Source organism: Shewanella sp. SW32, from assembly GCF_025653365.1.
Taxonomy (GTDB): domain Bacteria; phylum Pseudomonadota; class Gammaproteobacteria; order Enterobacterales; family Shewanellaceae; genus Shewanella; species Shewanella oncorhynchi.
The window spans coordinates 1-15,662 of sequence record NZ_JAKKSJ010000041.1; the positions used below are offsets into that span (position 1 = coordinate 1).

General features: G+C 48.1%; 12 protein-coding genes and 1 pseudogene. 4 read left to right on the forward strand and 9 right to left on the reverse strand.

Annotated features, from left to right (window positions below):
• Window positions 1–235: pseudogene (locus tag L5M28_RS19850) on the forward strand (IS4 family transposase); the annotation flags it as partial.
• Window positions 236–486: 251 nt separating this feature from the next.
• Here L5M28_RS19850 and L5M28_RS19855 read toward each other — a convergent pair.
• Entirely contained in the window at window positions 487–1,350 is an 864-nt protein-coding gene (locus L5M28_RS19855) for a Tim44 domain-containing protein (protein WP_263204240.1), read from the reverse strand.
• Window positions 1,351–1,963: 613 nt separating this feature from the next.
• Between L5M28_RS19855 and L5M28_RS19860 the strand changes: the two genes are divergently transcribed.
• Both L5M28_RS19860 and L5M28_RS19865 read left to right on the forward strand, forming a co-directional pair.
• Complete coding sequence (locus L5M28_RS19860) at window positions 1,964–2,812, forward strand: hypothetical protein (protein ID WP_263204241.1); 849 nt, start codon at window positions 1,964–1,966, stop codon at window positions 2,810–2,812.
• Between the two features lie 124 nt (window positions 2,813–2,936).
• Window positions 2,937–3,065 carry a hypothetical protein gene (locus L5M28_RS19865; protein ID WP_012090428.1) on the forward strand — a complete coding sequence of 43 codons (129 nt, stop codon included), beginning with the start codon at window positions 2,937–2,939 and terminating at the stop codon, window positions 3,063–3,065.
• A 57-nt stretch (window positions 3,066–3,122) separates the two neighbouring features.
• Here the strand turns inward: L5M28_RS19865 and L5M28_RS19870 are convergent, their stop codons facing one another.
• The 7 genes from L5M28_RS19870 to ilvC form a co-directional block, all read right to left on the reverse strand.
• Window positions 3,123–3,383, reverse strand: a complete 261-nt coding sequence (locus L5M28_RS19870) for a hypothetical protein (RefSeq protein ID WP_263204242.1) — start codon at window positions 3,381–3,383, stop codon at window positions 3,123–3,125.
• 1 nt (window position 3,384) lies between these two features.
• A complete protein-coding gene (locus L5M28_RS19875) occupies window positions 3,385–4,518 on the reverse strand; it encodes a pyridoxal-phosphate-dependent aminotransferase family protein (RefSeq protein ID WP_263204244.1) in 1,134 nt (377 codons plus the stop codon).
• 207 nt (window positions 4,519–4,725) lie between these two features.
• Window positions 4,726–6,327, reverse strand: a complete 1,602-nt coding sequence (gene ilvA / locus L5M28_RS19880) for a threonine ammonia-lyase, biosynthetic (protein WP_263141229.1) — start codon at window positions 6,325–6,327, stop codon at window positions 4,726–4,728.
• Between the two features lie 17 nt (window positions 6,328–6,344).
• The gene (gene ilvD / locus L5M28_RS19885; RefSeq protein ID WP_263201288.1) at window positions 6,345–8,204 is read right to left on the reverse strand and encodes a dihydroxy-acid dehydratase; all 1,860 of its coding nucleotides are present in this window, start codon (window positions 8,202–8,204) and stop codon (window positions 6,345–6,347) included.
• 57 nt (window positions 8,205–8,261) lie between these two features.
• A complete protein-coding gene (gene ilvM / locus L5M28_RS19890; protein WP_006083459.1) occupies window positions 8,262–8,519 on the reverse strand; it encodes an acetolactate synthase 2 small subunit in 258 nt (85 codons plus the stop codon).
• The gene (gene ilvG / locus L5M28_RS19895; RefSeq protein ID WP_168825976.1) at window positions 8,516–10,189 is read right to left on the reverse strand and encodes an acetolactate synthase 2 catalytic subunit; all 1,674 of its coding nucleotides are present in this window, start codon (window positions 10,187–10,189) and stop codon (window positions 8,516–8,518) included. Before ilvG ends, ilvM begins: the two co-directional genes overlap by 4 nt.
• A 675-nt stretch (window positions 10,190–10,864) precedes the next feature.
• Window positions 10,865–12,343, reverse strand: coding sequence for a ketol-acid reductoisomerase (gene ilvC, locus L5M28_RS19900; protein WP_105250470.1), 1,479 nt, complete (start codon window positions 12,341–12,343; stop codon window positions 10,865–10,867).
• Between the two features lie 231 nt (window positions 12,344–12,574).
• Between ilvC and ilvY the strand changes: the two genes are divergently transcribed.
• Window positions 12,575–13,447: an HTH-type transcriptional activator IlvY gene (gene ilvY / locus L5M28_RS19905; protein WP_263204245.1), complete on the forward strand. Its 873-nt coding sequence runs from the start codon at window positions 12,575–12,577 to the stop codon at window positions 13,445–13,447.
• Between the two features lie 187 nt (window positions 13,448–13,634).
• On the opposite strand, the gene L5M28_RS19910 is transcribed toward ilvY, so the two are convergent.
• Window positions 13,635–14,951, reverse strand: a complete 1,317-nt coding sequence (locus L5M28_RS19910) for a hemolysin family protein (RefSeq protein WP_105250472.1) — start codon at window positions 14,949–14,951, stop codon at window positions 13,635–13,637.
• Between the last annotated feature and the right edge of the window lie 711 nt (window positions 14,952–15,662).

The following is a 15,662-nucleotide window of genomic DNA, read 5'->3' on the forward strand; positions in this document are numbered from 1 at the left end:
CCTGTTAAGCCCATTGGCCTGGAAGTTGTTATGGCTAAAGACGGAAAAAAGCCAACCGCCCGAACAAGTCCCCAGTGTGCATTGGGCTTATCTAAGATTAGGAAAACTCGCGGGCTGGAATGACAGCAAACGAAGCGGAATTGTGGGCTGGGAAAGGTTATGGCAAGGATGGTTTAAACTGCAAACCATCCTTGAAGGTTACCAGCTAGCCTTGTCTCTTGAGCAAAAGATGTGATCAAGAGACAGGCTAAGTGCGGGGATTTTTTATTTAGCAATTGATGATCTAATTAACTTTTTTAAAATCATCAAAGCCTTACAGCCGACAATAGTCAATGCGATGGCAGCAGTATCCTTCAATCTATCAATAACGTTGAACTGCTAAGGGAGGCAGGTAACGTTGAACTGCTAAGGGAGGCAGGATTTGAACGAAAGGGGGATATAAAAAGCAGCCTTAAGGGATTAAGGCTGCTTTTGAAGATGGGCAAATTACTGTTCGATACCAACGATCAACCAAGGTGAATTGGCTTGCGTTACGTTACGCTCTAAATGCCAGATTTCCTTAATGTCCTCTTCTACGCCTTCAACGGTATCGCGATAGCGGCCGCTAAATTTAACACTCACTTCCGCAAGATTTGCATTGTGTGTGGCGCGGACGAGTTCGGCATCCAAAAACATCACTTCAGTGTGCTGATCGCCAACTAACTCGCGGCGTTGGTTGCTGAGTTCATTGTAAAGCTCAATCGAAACATACTCTTGGATTTTGCTTAAGTCGTTTTCATTCCACGCCAATTGCAAGGTTTTGTAGTGACTACGAGCGCCTTCCAAAAAGCTTGGTAAATCAAAACCTGCTGGCAAATCGAAAGGAACTGCGCTTGTCGCTTGACCAAAACCATTGCTGCCGCTGTTTGTATTGGTGGCAAAACCTGTTTGCTCAGTCTGTTGGCGCTGCATATTCGGATTGGGTTGGCCAGCACCCGCGTAGGCTGGTCTTGGCTGTGCCCCCGCTTTTGAGGCCATCACTGTACGGACGATTTTGAATAGTACGAATGCCAGCAAACCGATTATCAAAATATCCATGATTTGAATATTTTCAAAACCACCGCCCATAAACAGCGCAGCCAATAAGCCACCCGCTAATAAACCGCCTAACATGCCGCCCATCATACCTTTTTTGCCCGGCGCTCCCGCTGGTGCTGTAGTCGGTGTGTTAGTCGCCGCTGGTTGAGCAGGCGCCGTTTGGTGACTCTTGCCGATAGATTTACTACCGCCGAATTTTTTTGCTTCAACGACTGGGCTAGTAACTAAGCTAACCGCAAAAATCATCGCCAGCATAATAAATAACTTTTTCATTTATAGGATCTTGTTCGTGTAATCTGAGGTGCTGCCATAATAGCGGGATGACATTATATGTCAATTAGCAAAAAGCGAAGTCTGATTGTCCTGTGCATATTTAGTGAGTTCCGATTAAGCACTGTCATTCCAGTGACGCGCAGCAAGCACATCCCTGTGTGCTCGACCGTGACATCCCTGTCACGGACGGTCACTTACATGCCAGTGCTTAATCCCGTTAACTATTGTGCATCCTGATAGTCTGAACTCCGAAACCCAATACTAAGGTCAAAGTTAACATTTAAGCAGGCATAGCTTTTGAATATCGATATAGAATAATCACTATGAGGAAAGATATACATATTCTATTTTTTGACTCTGGGAGCAAAAGAGAAGTGTAGTATGTTCGATAATATCCTCACTAACGTCAAAGCAAACGTCCGAGGGCGAGTTCAATTGTTGTCAGGATTAAGCCCAGTACAACGCTAATAGCGGTCAAAACCGAGCTAGAGAGAGTGGTTGCTGCATGGTTAATACAATCGAAAAATTAAATTAAAACATTTAATTACAATAAGTTACTAATTCACCACAGATGAAATTTAATTTAAATAGTTACAAAAGGAATTGAACACCTATGATCTACAGCACCACTTTCAGTTTACTACTCAATGAGTCTTTACTAGCTAAATCCGCAATATCAGATGGATTAAGAACACTTAAACAAGCTGGGTTCGATGATGTATATCCAGGCAAATTTTATTCTTCATTTTTTCATCTATCTATTGGATTAGAAAGACTAATGAAGCTTGTGTATGTAACTGAGTACATGCTTTGTAATGAGATGAAGCCACCAAATAATGATATTTTAAAGAACAAGTTTTCTCATAAATTGAAGGACCAATACCAAACTATAAAATCTATAGGAGAAAAATATAACTTAGCTGATGGAAGTTTTTTTGGGGAAGATGACTACATACACGAAATGATCATTCACCATCTACACGAGTTTGCATTAAGCGCTCGGTATTATAACTTGGATACATTGACTAACAGTAAGAAGAGCGATGAAAACCCGCTTAGTGGTTGGTATCAAATTATTTGCGAAACTTACCTTAAGGAAATATCAGAAAGTAGAAGAACAAAGATCTGCGCTACAACATACCAGCGTTTAGACAAAGAGTTTATTAATGGCAGTAATGGATTTTATACCGGACAAATGGATTTTGATGGTCATCCACTAACAATTGCTGACGTTGAGTTCAGGCGTATCTATACAGAGTTAGCATTACCGCACACAGCTTGGTACTGTTTGGAAATCATTCAATCCATACTAAAAGTTCTCGATGAAATTCAAAGAAAACTTCAGGAGAAAGAACCATCTACTGAGAAGCGCGTAATGAATATCCCTTACTTTAATGAGATCTTTACCACGTTTATATTTCTGCATAGAAGTGATGCCCTCAAAAGAAAAACTTTCGATTAAAAAGGAGAAAATAAGTTTAACGAGAAGAGTTTTAACGAGCCGCCCGTTGTTAATTCTCGAAATGCATAATTGCAAATAACAGACTATCAGGCATACCACGGGTTGAACGGAATTAAGCACTGTCGTGGAAGTGACCGTTGGCGGCATGGATGCCGCCGTCGAGCCCTCAGGGATGAGTTCATGGCGTGTCACTGGAATGACAGTGCTTAATCAATATCACCTGCTGCCAAAAGTGACTTTATTAACAAAATAAAAAAATCCCCGCATTGCGGGGATTTTCGTTTAATCAAAACCACTAAAACTAACTAAGTTACAAACACTTTCCATCCGATGAATCATCGGAAGAAAGTGCTCGGCTGATGCCGCCGAAGATGACATTCAAGAAGCCGATACCGACATCTTTTTGCCGCTCATCGGCGCTGCCCGTATCGTGGCCGCTCGCATCGCGCATGCTTTGATTATTGTTGGTTCCACGTACAAAATCGCAGGACGCATTGCTGGTATTGTTCACCGAACAGGCACTGAGCAAAGCGATCATTAGGCCGCAAAGGGCAAGGCGTAATCTTGGCATATTAGTTCAACACCTCTTCTAATGCCTTGAGGCATAAAGAGACATTTTCTCGACGGGCACCAAAACCCATGAGGCCAATGCGCCATGCTTTGCCCGCAAGGGCGCCAAGGCCGGCGCCGATTTCGAGGTTGTAATCCTTCAGCAAACGAGTGCGCACCGCAGCATCATCGACACCAGCGGGGATGTAAACTGCGTTAAGTTGTGGCAGACGCGAATCTTCGGCCACCACAAAGTTTAGCCCTAACTTTTCAAGCCCAGCACGCAGCACTAAATGCATTTCGTGGTGGCGTTGCCACGCATTATCTAAGCCTTCGGCCGCTAAAATACGCAGGGATTCATGCAGTGCATAAAGTGCATTAACGGGCGCAGTGTGATGGTAACTGCGCTTACCGCCCGCGCTGGTCCAATAGGCCATCACTAAGCTTTGATCGAGGAACCAACTTTGCACTGGGGTCTTGCGATTCTTGAGTTTTTCGACGGCAGCAGGTGAGAAAGACACAGGTGATAAACCCGGTACACAGGAAAGGCACTTTTGACTGCCGGAATAAATAGCATCTATGCCCCATTCATCGACCCTTAACTCGACACCGCCAAGGGAAGTCACCGCATCAACTATGCTCAAGCAACCATAGGTTTTGGCTAATGCGCACAGAGTTTTGGCATCGGACAGCGCGCCAGTAGAAGTTTCGGCGTGCACAAAGGCTAAAAATTTGGCATCGGGATTGGCTTTCAGCGCCGCTTCAACCGCAGCAGGGTCAACAGGTGTGCCCCACTCATTGTCCACCAGCACGGCAATGGCGCCCATACGCTCGACGTTTTGGCGCATACGCTCACCAAACACACCGTTACGGCAGACAATCACCTTCTCACCCGGCTCGACTAAGTTAACGAAACAGGTTTCCATGCCCGCACTGCCCGGCGCTGATACCGCCATGGTCATTTCGTTTTTAGTTTGGAAGGCGTATTGGATCAGGCTCTTAAGCTCATCCATCATGCCCACAAACAGCGGATCTAAATGACCGACCGTCGGTCTGGACTGCGCCGCAAGCACTTCGGGATAAACATCCGACGGGCCAGGGCCCATTAAAATACGGCGAGGAGGATTAAAAGCGGTAAAACGCGGTGCTGGTAACATCATGTCTCCTTAATGCGTGTAGGTGTAGGTCGAAGTCTAGTTATTATTCGTTAGCCAATCGTCAGCGGATTAAGTCAGCGACTTAACTGTGACGTATTAATCGGCGGCTAGAGTATTAAGTCTACAAAACTACCACAAAAAGGAGCGCCTGTGCGCTCCTCCTTTAGCCTTAGTTATGACTAACATAACTATCACGCGCATGGTGCGCTAAGGTTGTAACGCCTTGTTGCCGTTACCCGCATTTAAAAACAGCTGATAGGCAGGACTTTGAGTTTCCTCTTGATAGACGAAACCCAGCTCAGTTAAAAACTGTTGGAACGGCAAGGCATCACTCGCGGGCACTTCAAATCCCGCTAGCACTCGGCCAAAGGCCGCGCCGTGGTTGCGATAATGGAACAAACTAATGTTCCATTTACTCTGCAATGTGGTCAAAAACTTTAGCAGCGCACCGGGATGTTCAGGGAACTCGAAGCTAAACAAACGCTCCTCTAAAGGCTCTGGTGGATGACCACCGACCATATAACGCACATGCAATTTCGCGGTTTCATCCCCAGATAAATCCTGAACTTCAAAACCATTGGCCTCTAAGGTGGCAATGATTTGTTCTAGCTCACCTTGGCCTCGGCTTAAGCGAATGCCGGCAAACACCACGGCAAGATCACGACTGCTGAAACGATAGTTAAACTCTGTCATCACCCGCTTATCGAGTAACTCACAGAATGTTAAGAAACTTCCCGGACGCTCAGGGACTTTCACCGCCAGTACCGCTTCTTTTTGCTCGCCAAGCTCACAACGTTCAGACACATAACGCAGACTGTGAAAATTCACATTCGCGCCACTTAAAATCGCCGCGACCTTTTCACCATTGCCGCAATCACCACTGGCATTAGCGCTGACATATTTTTTAAGCCCAGCTAAGGACAAGGCCCCTGCGGGTTCGGCGATCGCACGGGTGTCTTCGAAGATATCTTTCACCGCAGCGCAGATTTCATCCGAAGTGACAGTCACTACTTCATCGACATAGAGTTTAGCGACTCGAAACGGCTCAGTGCCGATACGTTTAACCGCCACGCCATCGGCAAATAAACCGACTTGCGCCAGCGTCACGGGCTCGCCCGCTTCCATCGCTGCCTTTAAACAGGCCGCGTCTTCTGGCTCGACACCGACAATTTTCACCTGCGGCATCACCGCCTTGTAATAGGCAGCGATCCCCGCGATGAGCCCGCCGCCGCCCACGGGCACAAATACCACTTCGAGATCGCGCTGCTGCTGCAACATCTCTTGGGCGATAGTGCCTTGGCCTGCGATCACGGCTTCATCGTCGAAGGGCGCGATATAGACTCGGCCCTCTTCTTTGGCCATCGCCATCGCAAAGCCATTGGCTTGATCGAAGGCTTGGCCGTGCAATACCACGTTGCCACCTAAACGGCGCACCGCATCGACTTTAATATCGGGCGTCGTCTCAGGCATCACAATCACAGCATCCACACCGCGACTCGCCGCTGACATAGCCACACCCTGAGCATGATTGCCTGCCGAAGCGCACACCACGCCGCGCTGGCATTCTTCTTTCGTCAGCTGGGCGATACGGTTATAGGCACCGCGTAACTTGAAGGAATGCACTGGCTGCATATCTTCGCGCTTCAAAAATACCTGACAACCTAAACGCGCCGATAACTTGTTCATGCTTGAAAGCGGCGTCACTTTCGCTATGTCATACACAGATGACAACAGGATTTTTTGCAGATAGCTTTGTGCCAACTGAAAATGGGCTAAATCCGCCTGAGTTTGCGATGCAAGTGGCAACATAGATGCAGTAAACATAATTAGTCCTCCAGTTTACTGCGATCGCGCACCGCGCCCTTGTCGGCACTGGTGGCGAGCATGGCGTAGGCCTTAAGCGCGAGTGACACATAACGCTGGCGACCAATAGGTTTCCACGCCATTGGGCCAAGACTGTGCATTTTTTCGCGGCGAGCATTGAGTTCAGCATCGCTTAACGCCAGCTTGATGCTGCGCTTGGGTATATCAATTTCGATGCGATCGCCATTTTCAATCAAGGCGATAGTGCCGCCAGCTGCCGCTTCGGGTGAGACGTGGCCAATCGATAAACCTGAAGTGCCACCGGAGAAACGACCGTCGGTGATCAGCGCGCAGGCCTTGCCTAGCCCGCGTGATTTTAAGTAACTGGTTGGGTACAACATTTCTTGCATACCTGGGCCACCTTTCGGGCCTTCGTAACGGATAACAACCACGTCGCCCGCCACCACTTCACCGCCTAAAATGCCCGCCACTGCATCATCTTGGCTTTCATAAACGCGCGCCGAGCCGATGAAGGTCAGATTAGATTCATCTACGCCCGCCGTTTTAACGATACAGCCGTTTTCGGCCACATTACCCGACAATACGGCAAGACCGCCCTCTTGGCTGAAGGCAAACTCGCGGCTACGGATACAGCCTTCTTGTCTGTCATTATCCAGTGACGGCCAGCGACAATCTTGGCTAAAGGCTTTAGTGGTCGGAATCCCCGCAGGTCCCGCCATAAAGAAATGTTTTACTTTTTCATCTTGCGTCTGCATCACATCGTATTTCGCCAATACAGACTTCAAATTGCCACCTTCATCGGCCGCCACATGGAACACATCGGTATGCAGTAATCCGGCTCTGTCTAGCTCACCTAAAATCCCCATCACGCCGCCCGCACGGTGCACGTCTTCCATATGGTATTTAGGCGTCGAGGGCGCAACCTTACAAAGGTGTGGCACCAGGCGCGACATACGGTCGATATCCGCCATGGTAAAATCGACATCGGCTTCCTGCGCGGCGGCCAATAAATGCAATACGGTATTAGATGAACCGCCCATGGCGATATCTAAGGTCATGGCATTTTCGAAGGCTTTAAAGTTAGCGATATTGCGTGGCAATGCCGATTCATCATCTTGATGATAATAACGTTTTGCCAGCGCCATCACCCGGCGACCCGCTTCCAAAAACAGCTCGCGACGATCGGCGTGGGTTGCCAGCATAGAACCGTTACCCGGCAGCGATAACCCTAGGGCTTCGGTTAAACAGTTCATTGAGTTAGCGGTAAACATGCCAGAGCAAGAGCCGCAGGTTGGGCACGCGCTACGCTCAATTTTGGCACTGTCTTCATCGCTCACGTTCGAATCGGCGCCGGCTATCATGGCATCGACTAAGTCGAGCTTGATGAGTTTATCCGACAACTTAGTCTTGCCTGCTTCCATCGGTCCGCCAGACACGAATACCACAGGAATATTGAGGCGCAGCGCCGCCATCAACATGCCGGGGGTGATCTTGTCGCAGTTGGAGATACAGACTAAAGCATCGGCGCAGTGGGCGTTAACCATGTATTCCACACTGTCGGCGATAAGCTCACGTGATGGCAGACTATAGAGCATACCGCCGTGGCCCATGGCGATACCGTCATCGACGGCGATCGTATTGAATTCTTTGGCGATACCGCCCGCTTCTTCGATGGCGCTCGCCACCAGTGACCCCATGTCTTTTAAGTGCACATGACCCGGTACAAACTGAGTAAAGGAGTTAGCAATGGCGATAATTGGCTTACCAAAATCATTGTCTTTCACCCCTGTGGCGCGCCATAGCGCACGGGCACCCGCCATATTGCGGCCTTCGGTACTGGTAGCTGATCGTAACTTTGGCATTGACTGTATCCTTTATCTCAAATCGAAAATCGTATTCTTAATTCACATGGCGAATGCTTAAGCATTCGCCGTTTGTTGCAAGCTCAGCGGTAACAATACCTTACACTGGGTCACATCAATCAGTTTATTCAACTGATTACTTAACAGTTCGATGGCACGTTCGCTATCGACCTCCATATCCAGCGACAGGCTCGCATCGTCATTCATACGCATCTGCATTTGGGTAATCGTAAAGCCTCGATGGCGAGTCACGCGCAAAACACGCTCAAGCACTTCGGGGCGTTGTTGAACCGTTAATTCCAGAGAGTGGATCATGTTTGTTTCTCCATTTCGTCCATCATATCGCTGTTTGATGCGCCGGGGGGCACCAGTGGCCAAACGTTAAAAGCATCGTCGATTGCAACGTGTAACAAATACGGGCCCTTAGCCGCTAACATTTCGGTTAAGGCTTCTTCCACTTCGTCGGAAGAAAAAATCGTCCGGCCGGGGATATCAAAGGCGGAGGCCAATAACACAAAATCTGGGTTATCAGATAAATCCGTTTCGCTGTAACGCTCTTCAAAGAATAGCTGTTGCCACTGCTTCACCATGCCGAGTTTTTGATTGTCGATCAGCACTATCTTCACCGGCAACTTACGGCGTTTGATGGTGGTCAGCTCCTGCACATTCATCATAAAAGAACCATCACCAGAGACAGTCACCACAGTCGCATCGGGACGCGCCACTTGCGCACCAATGGCGGCGGGTAAGCCAAAGCCCATAGTGCCTAAGCCAGCGCTGGACAGGTGATCTTCTGGACGGCGGAACCACATATGCTGGGCCACCCACATTTGGTGCTGGCCCACATCGCAACAAACAACATTGTCTTCGGGTAATTTATTGGCTAAACGGCGCAGCAGCGCAGGCGCATAGATCAAACTGCCGGGGTGTTGATAATCCCATTGATGCTTACGGGATAAATGCTCCACCTCAGCCTGCCAAGGCGTAATGTTCATCGACATGGCTAAGGCGGGGAGGATTTGGCGTAAGTCACCGGCGATTGCCACCTCTGGCATACGTAACTTGCCCAGCTCAGCGGCGTCTATGTCTAAATGGATCACTTTGGCCTTGTCGGCAAAGCTCGCTAAACGGCCGGTGACTCTGTCGTCGAAACGGGCGCCAACCACGATCAGCAAATCACAATCCTGTACCGCTAAGTTAGCCGCTTTGCCACCATGCATGCCTAACATGCCTAAGTAACCTGGCGTGCCGTGGGCGATACTGCCAAGCCCTTTCAAGGTCGCGACCGAAGGTATACCCGTTACTTTGATAAACTCACGCAGTTGATCGACCGCGCCCGCCATGCCCACACCGCCACCGACATACAACATAGGTTGTTTCGCTTCTGCCAACAGCGCACGGGCAGCCTCGATATCACTCATCTCGGCTTGGGGTTCGTTCATGACGGCCAGCAAAGGTGTACGGTATTCGAGGTGAGCGAGTTGGATATCCTTCGGGATATCGACCAACACAGGACCAGGGCGGCCGGATGCGGCGATCTCAAAAGCTTGATACAAGGTTGGGATAAGATCGTTGATGTTTGTCACCATAAAACTGTGCTTAGTGCAGCTCAGTGACATGCCCAGCACGTCGATTTCTTGAAAGGCGTCGGTGCCGATAACGGCGGTGGAGACTTGGCCTGTGATGGCCACGATAGGCACTGAATCTAACAGCGCGTCGGCTAAGGAAGTGATCAGGTTAGTCGCGCCTGGGCCTGAGGTCGCAAAGCACACGCCGGTTTTACCGCTGGCTCTTGCGTATCCTACGGCCGCAAAGGCGGCGCCTTGTTCGTGACGGCTGAGCAGATGTTCAACAGGGCTTCCATAGAGGGCATCGTATATTGGCATAATGGCACCACCTGGGTAACCAAACACTGTGGTGACTCCATGTGCTGCTAACACTTTGATTACCGCGTCTGCGCCTCTGATCATCTGCCCTGGTTCCATATTCTCTCTCGCTACGTTAGTCCTGAATTGCCGAAAATCGACGCTAATTTTTTACTCTTTCGAAGCTTAGAACCTTACTCTAGGCCCTGAAACGAAGAACCCCCCGGTCCTTTCGGAGCGGGGGGTTCTTTCGAAACTTTTAACCTTTTAGGTCTATCAGTTCGCCATGCGCCGCCCCCGCTGTGATTTAATAATCACGACGGTAATAATCACGAGAATGAGCTTGGCAGCTTGGTTAAACATCAATATGGATTCCTAATCGGTGTTTCTAAAATTGGGATATTGCATGAAAGTTAGTATCGCTTTGGGCTTTGCCCTAGCGCGAGCTATTAGCTTTACCATAAAGCAACGGCCAAACACAATAAAAAATATCTTTTGTCAAAAAAAATTCAGCTTCCCTGCCGAGACAATGCAAAACAACAAAGTAAAACGTTAACTGTTGAGCCTCAGTCGGCGCGATTCACCTACTGAACGATAGACTCACTAACTGTGTCGTTTTTGCCCGCTCGACAACCCACTGAACAGGAAAAAATTTGTTTCTCACTAACTGATTTATCACTAAGCAAGCTCAAGATGCGCGTTTCACTATCTTGAGCTTGCTTGGGAACTGAGTTGAGACCCAAGTCCTTTGAGTCTCAACCCTCTCCCCCAATGCTGGGCTTAACTCACTATCACTTAAGCCTCAACAATGCTCTTCATATCAGTCATGTAACCGCGAAGCTCAGCGCCAACATATTCCACTGCCGTTTCACGAATCGCTTCGTTAACAGCGATGAGCGTTAGGTTGTCGACACCGGTTGCGCAGTCTTTCAGGCCAGCACCTAAATACTCAGATGACATGGCATTAACATAGTCGCGCAGCATAGGTACGGCTGCGTGATTGAACAGATAGCAACCGTATTCAGCTGTGTCTGAAATCACTACGTTCATTTCGTATAAGCGCTTACGGGCAATCGTGTTAGCGATCAGTGGGGTTTCGTGCAGTGACTCGTAATAGGCCGACTCTTCCACAATACCCGCAGACACCATGGTATCGAACGCCAGTTCCACACCCGCTTTGATCATAGCAACAAGGAAAATACCTTTGTCGAAATAGGTTTGTTCGTCGATATGCTCACTCGATACGGGCGCATTTTCGAAACCTGTTTCGCCAGTTTCCGCTCTCCAACGCAGCAAGTTCGCATCATCGTTCGCCCAGTCTTCCATCATAGTGCGTGAGAATTCGCCGCTGATGATGTCATCCATGTGCTTTTCAAATAACGGTTGCAGAATTTCTTTTAAATCTTCTGCAATTTCAAATGCTTTAATCTTGGCTGGATTAGACAAACGGTCCATCATGTTAGTGATGCCGCCGTGTTTCAGCGCTTCAGTGACCGTTTCCCAACCTTGCTGGATAAGCTTGGCCGCATAGCCTGGCTCAACGCCATCGGCGATCATTTTCTCGTAACCTAAGATGGCACCCGTCTGCAACATACCGCACAGAATGGTCTGCTCGCCCATCAGATCCGACTTCACTTCTGCGATGAAAGACGACAGTAAAACACCGGCCCTGTCTCCACCCGTTGCGCTAGCGTAGGCTTTAGCAATCTCTAAGCCATCACCGTTTGGATCGTTTTCAGGGTGAACTGCGATAAGGGTAGGCACACCAAAACCACGTTTGTATTCTTCACGCACTTCAGTACCTGGGCACTTAGGCGCAACCATCACCACAGTGATATCGGAACGAACTTGCATACCCTCTTCAACAATGTTGAAGCCGTGTGAGTAAGACAAGGTAGAGCCTTGCTTCATCAGTGGCATAACCGCGTTAACTACGTTTGAATGCTGTTTGTCCGGCGTCAGATTAAGGACCAGATCCGCCGCGGGGATTAATTCTTCAAAGGTACCGACACGGAAACCGTTATCGGTTGCTTTTTGCCATGAGGCACGTTTCTGTTCAATCGCTTCAGGACGCAGGGCAAAAGAGATATTCAGACCCGAATCACGCATGTTCAAGCCTTGGTTAAGACCTTGAGCACCACAACCTAAAATAACAATATTCCAATCTTTGATGTAGTTACAGCCGTCGCTAAACTCAGAACGATCCATGAAACGACATTGGCCAAGCTGTGCTAATTGTTGACGTAAATTCAGAGAGTTAAAATAGTTAGCCATCTGATATACCACCTATAAGTCAGAAATTTTGGACGCAACCAAACTAACATAATGTTACGACTTGGTTGTGATTGAAATCACTATAACCCATGCTTATCATTGCTTAAAATGATATATTCGGAACTTCATATTGCATTATTCGCAACGTCAGCCGCAATAACGCTCAGTAACACTGGCAGCAACATCGGCGGCAATATGCAGCACTCAAGCTCAGGCTAAACAGGATAAGTTATGGATATTCGTACCCTCAAATTGTACCTGCACTTATGTGACAGTTTGCACTTCGCCAAGACGGCGGAGCAGATGCATGTGAGCCCATCAACCTTAAGCCGAGCCCTGCAAAGATTAGAAGAGGAAGTAAACGCTAAGTTGTTAGAGCGGGATAATCGCAGCGTGACCTTAACCCACGCGGGACACGAGTTTAAGCGATTCGCCGAGCAGACCTTGAACCATTGGAGCACCCTCAAGCACAGTATCGTTCTCAAGCAGGACGTGCTGCGCGGTCGGCTGAATCTGTATTGCTCGGTCACCGCTGCTTACAGTCATTTACCGGGTTTATTGGATTTATTCCGCCAAGAACATCCCTTCGTCGAGATTGCTTTAACCACGGGAGATGCAGCCAACGCGCTAGCAGAAGTGCAGCAGAATCGCGCCGATATCGCCATCGCCGCCCTGCCCGATCCTTTCCCCAGCAGCTTACACTTTGCCAAAATCGACGATGTGCCGCTGTCGATTATCGCACCGACGATCCGCTGTGCAGTACAGCAACAAGTGAGTCAAACGCCTATAGATTGGTCGAGCGTGCCCTTTATCATCCCAGATCACGGCCCAGGACGGCGCCGCGCCGATAACTGGTTCAAACAAATGGGCATCAGCCCTAATATTTACGCCCAAGTCTCGGGACAGGAAGCGATCGCCTCTATGGTAGCGTTAGGTTGTGGCGTGAGCATGAGCCCCGAAGTGGTGATCAATAATAGCCCAGTGCGTGATCGCATTCAGCTGCTCTCGTCGCCGGTTGCGATTCCACCGTTCGAGTTAGGTTGCTGCTGCAAAGTGAAACGACTTGATGATCCCATCGTTAATGCGTTTTTGGATGTGATTTAAACGGGGAAAGTAATACAAAATAAAAGTGCGAGTGAGAGTTTCAACGAGATAGAAACCGAAACGGCTCTCAAAAAGCTAAAAACTTAGCTAAAGAGAACCGCTTCACTATCGAACAGTTGCTATCAAACTGGTGCTAACTATTGCCACAGGATTTCTATCGCAAGGCAATCAACACAAGATGACAGGATTACACATCCGGCGAGTTGAGCTTATCAATAGGATCGATACGAGTCACCAATAGCTGATCGACCTTGTACGAATCGATATCGACCACCTCAAATTTATAGCCTGCATAGTTCACGAAATCCGTACGCTTAGGGATTTTACGCAGCATATACATCATAAAACCAGCAATGGTTTCGTAGTTCTGATTATGCGGAAACTCCTCAATACCAAAGGCGCGCATTACGTCGGTAATAGGCGTCACACCGTCGACTAACCAAGAGTTGCTATCACGGGCGATGATCTGCTCTTCGCTCTCGTGCAATGACCAAGCCCCCATTACGGCGCGCTGTAGATCGTTAGTCGTGACAATCCCCACCACTAAGGCGTATTCGTTCATGACCACGGCAAAATCGGCGCGACTATTTTTAAAGTATTCCATCGCTTCTGACAGGCTCAGCGTATCGGGAATGATCAGCGAAGTATGGATTAAGTTACTGCCTTTTAAGATGATATTCTCACCGTTGATCACACGGATCAGCAATTCTTTCGCATCCACGAAGCCTTTGATCATATCCAACTGACCATCGCAGACGAGGAACTTAGTATGGGGATCTTCAGAAATTTTACGCTTGATATCTTCTTCACTGTCTTGCAGTAAAAAGTACACTAAGCTTTCACGGGCCGTCATGGCCGAAGTCACAGAAACGGTTTGCATTTCAAACACATTTTCCATCATCTGTTGCTCACCGCGATCTAGCACCCCAGCTTCGGCACCGGCATTCATGACGGCATAAATGTCGTCGGAGGTGATGGCATCGTTACGTACGGTTGGGATCTGCAGCAGTTTAAAGATACCACTCGCCATGCCATTGAAAAACCATACTAATGGGCGTAATAGCACAATACAGAAAGACATAGGCCCGACAACAGCTAAAGCGACAGGCTCAGGCATCGCCATGGCAATGCGTTTTGGCATTAAATCGGCGACTAAAATAAAGGCGCTGGTTACCGTTATGAAGGATAAAACAAAGCTCAATTGGCTCAGCCAAGGCTCGGCAACTAAAGGGGAAAGCAACTGATAGAAGTAAGGCCGAAATGCCGACTCACCCACAATACCGCCCATGATGGCAACGGCATTAAGACCAATTTGTACTACCGTAAAAAAGCTACCGGGAACAGCTTGTAACTGCAGCACTTTTTCTGCTCGTGCATCGCCCTCATCGGCTAACTGACGTAAACGAATTTTACGTGAAGCGGCAAGTGCAATTTCTGACATAGAGAAAAAACAACTCGCGCCGATTAGACACAATATAATCATCACGTTATCAAAGAGACTCATGTAACACCTTTCATTTAACACTGGACTAACTAGGACCAACCCGCGCTTTATTGCTCGCGAGTCAGTTGAATTCATTGTATTTGAGCAAAGTTTGCTTTGTCTGGTCGCTGCACAACAAGATTGTATTGACCACTTTCACCCCAAAGATGAATGAGCGCTTAGATGACAATCCTTAGGGTGCACTCAGTATATCTGCAAATTCACGAGTTATGCGTGACTCCGCTCTCGCAGCCCACGCATAGCGCTAATGCACTTGCATCATTTAAGTAATGTTTTATGTCGAAGCGACTGAATATACAGCATTTAATTATTTTACTCGACTCGATGGCATTAGACATCCGAGCGCGGTGGCTTTGATATTGAGCTGCTAGAACGTACATTTAAACCAACAGAATTGACTATGCAGTCGTGGCTTTGCTTAGTTGCGTTACGTAAAATACGTCCAGAATGGCAGCATGAATGTCACTCAGAGTGCATCGCTAAATCGACAATAGGCGACAGATTATATCTCATCTGCCGCCTAATATTACCTCACCTTGAGTAATTTTTATCTTAGCGACTTATCTACAGCTGTGTTTCACATAAATGTTATCAATTAGTTAGCATGATAGAGGACGTCTGTAGCGTGGTGATGCTAACCGAATATGTCTCCAATTTTGCAGCATAGCGCCTAGACTCTTGAAGCTCAGTAGCCAATCCAGCAACGTGTTG

Excerpts from the sequence above, each read along its gene's own strand:
- L5M28_RS19855 (WP_263204240.1), bottom strand. The coding sequence starts at position 1,350 with ATGAAAAAGTTATTTATTATGCTGGCGATGATTTTTGCGGTTAGCTTA.
- L5M28_RS19860 (WP_263204241.1), top strand. The coding sequence starts at position 1,964 with ATGATCTACAGCACCACTTTCAGTTTACTACTCAATGAGTCTTTACTA.
- L5M28_RS19870 (WP_263204242.1), bottom strand. The coding sequence starts at position 3,383 with ATGCCAAGATTACGCCTTGCCCTTTGCGGCCTAATGATCGCTTTGCTC.
- L5M28_RS19875 (WP_263204244.1), bottom strand. The coding sequence starts at position 4,518 with ATGTTACCAGCACCGCGTTTTACCGCTTTTAATCCTCCTCGCCGTATT.
- ilvA (WP_263141229.1), bottom strand. The coding sequence starts at position 6,327 with ATGTTGCCACTTGCATCGCAAACTCAGGCGGATTTAGCCCATTTTCAG.
- ilvD (WP_263201288.1), bottom strand. The coding sequence starts at position 8,204 with ATGCCAAAGTTACGATCAGCTACCAGTACCGAAGGCCGCAATATGGCG.
- ilvM (WP_006083459.1), bottom strand. The coding sequence starts at position 8,519 with ATGATCCACTCTCTGGAATTAACGGTTCAACAACGCCCCGAAGTGCTT.
- ilvG (WP_168825976.1), bottom strand. The coding sequence starts at position 10,189 with ATGGAACCAGGGCAGATGATCAGAGGCGCAGACGCGGTAATCAAAGTG.
- ilvC (WP_105250470.1), bottom strand. The coding sequence starts at position 12,343 with ATGGCTAACTATTTTAACTCTCTGAATTTACGTCAACAATTAGCACAG.
- ilvY (WP_263204245.1), top strand. The coding sequence starts at position 12,575 with ATGGATATTCGTACCCTCAAATTGTACCTGCACTTATGTGACAGTTTG.
- L5M28_RS19910 (WP_105250472.1), bottom strand. The coding sequence starts at position 14,951 with ATGAGTCTCTTTGATAACGTGATGATTATATTGTGTCTAATCGGCGCG.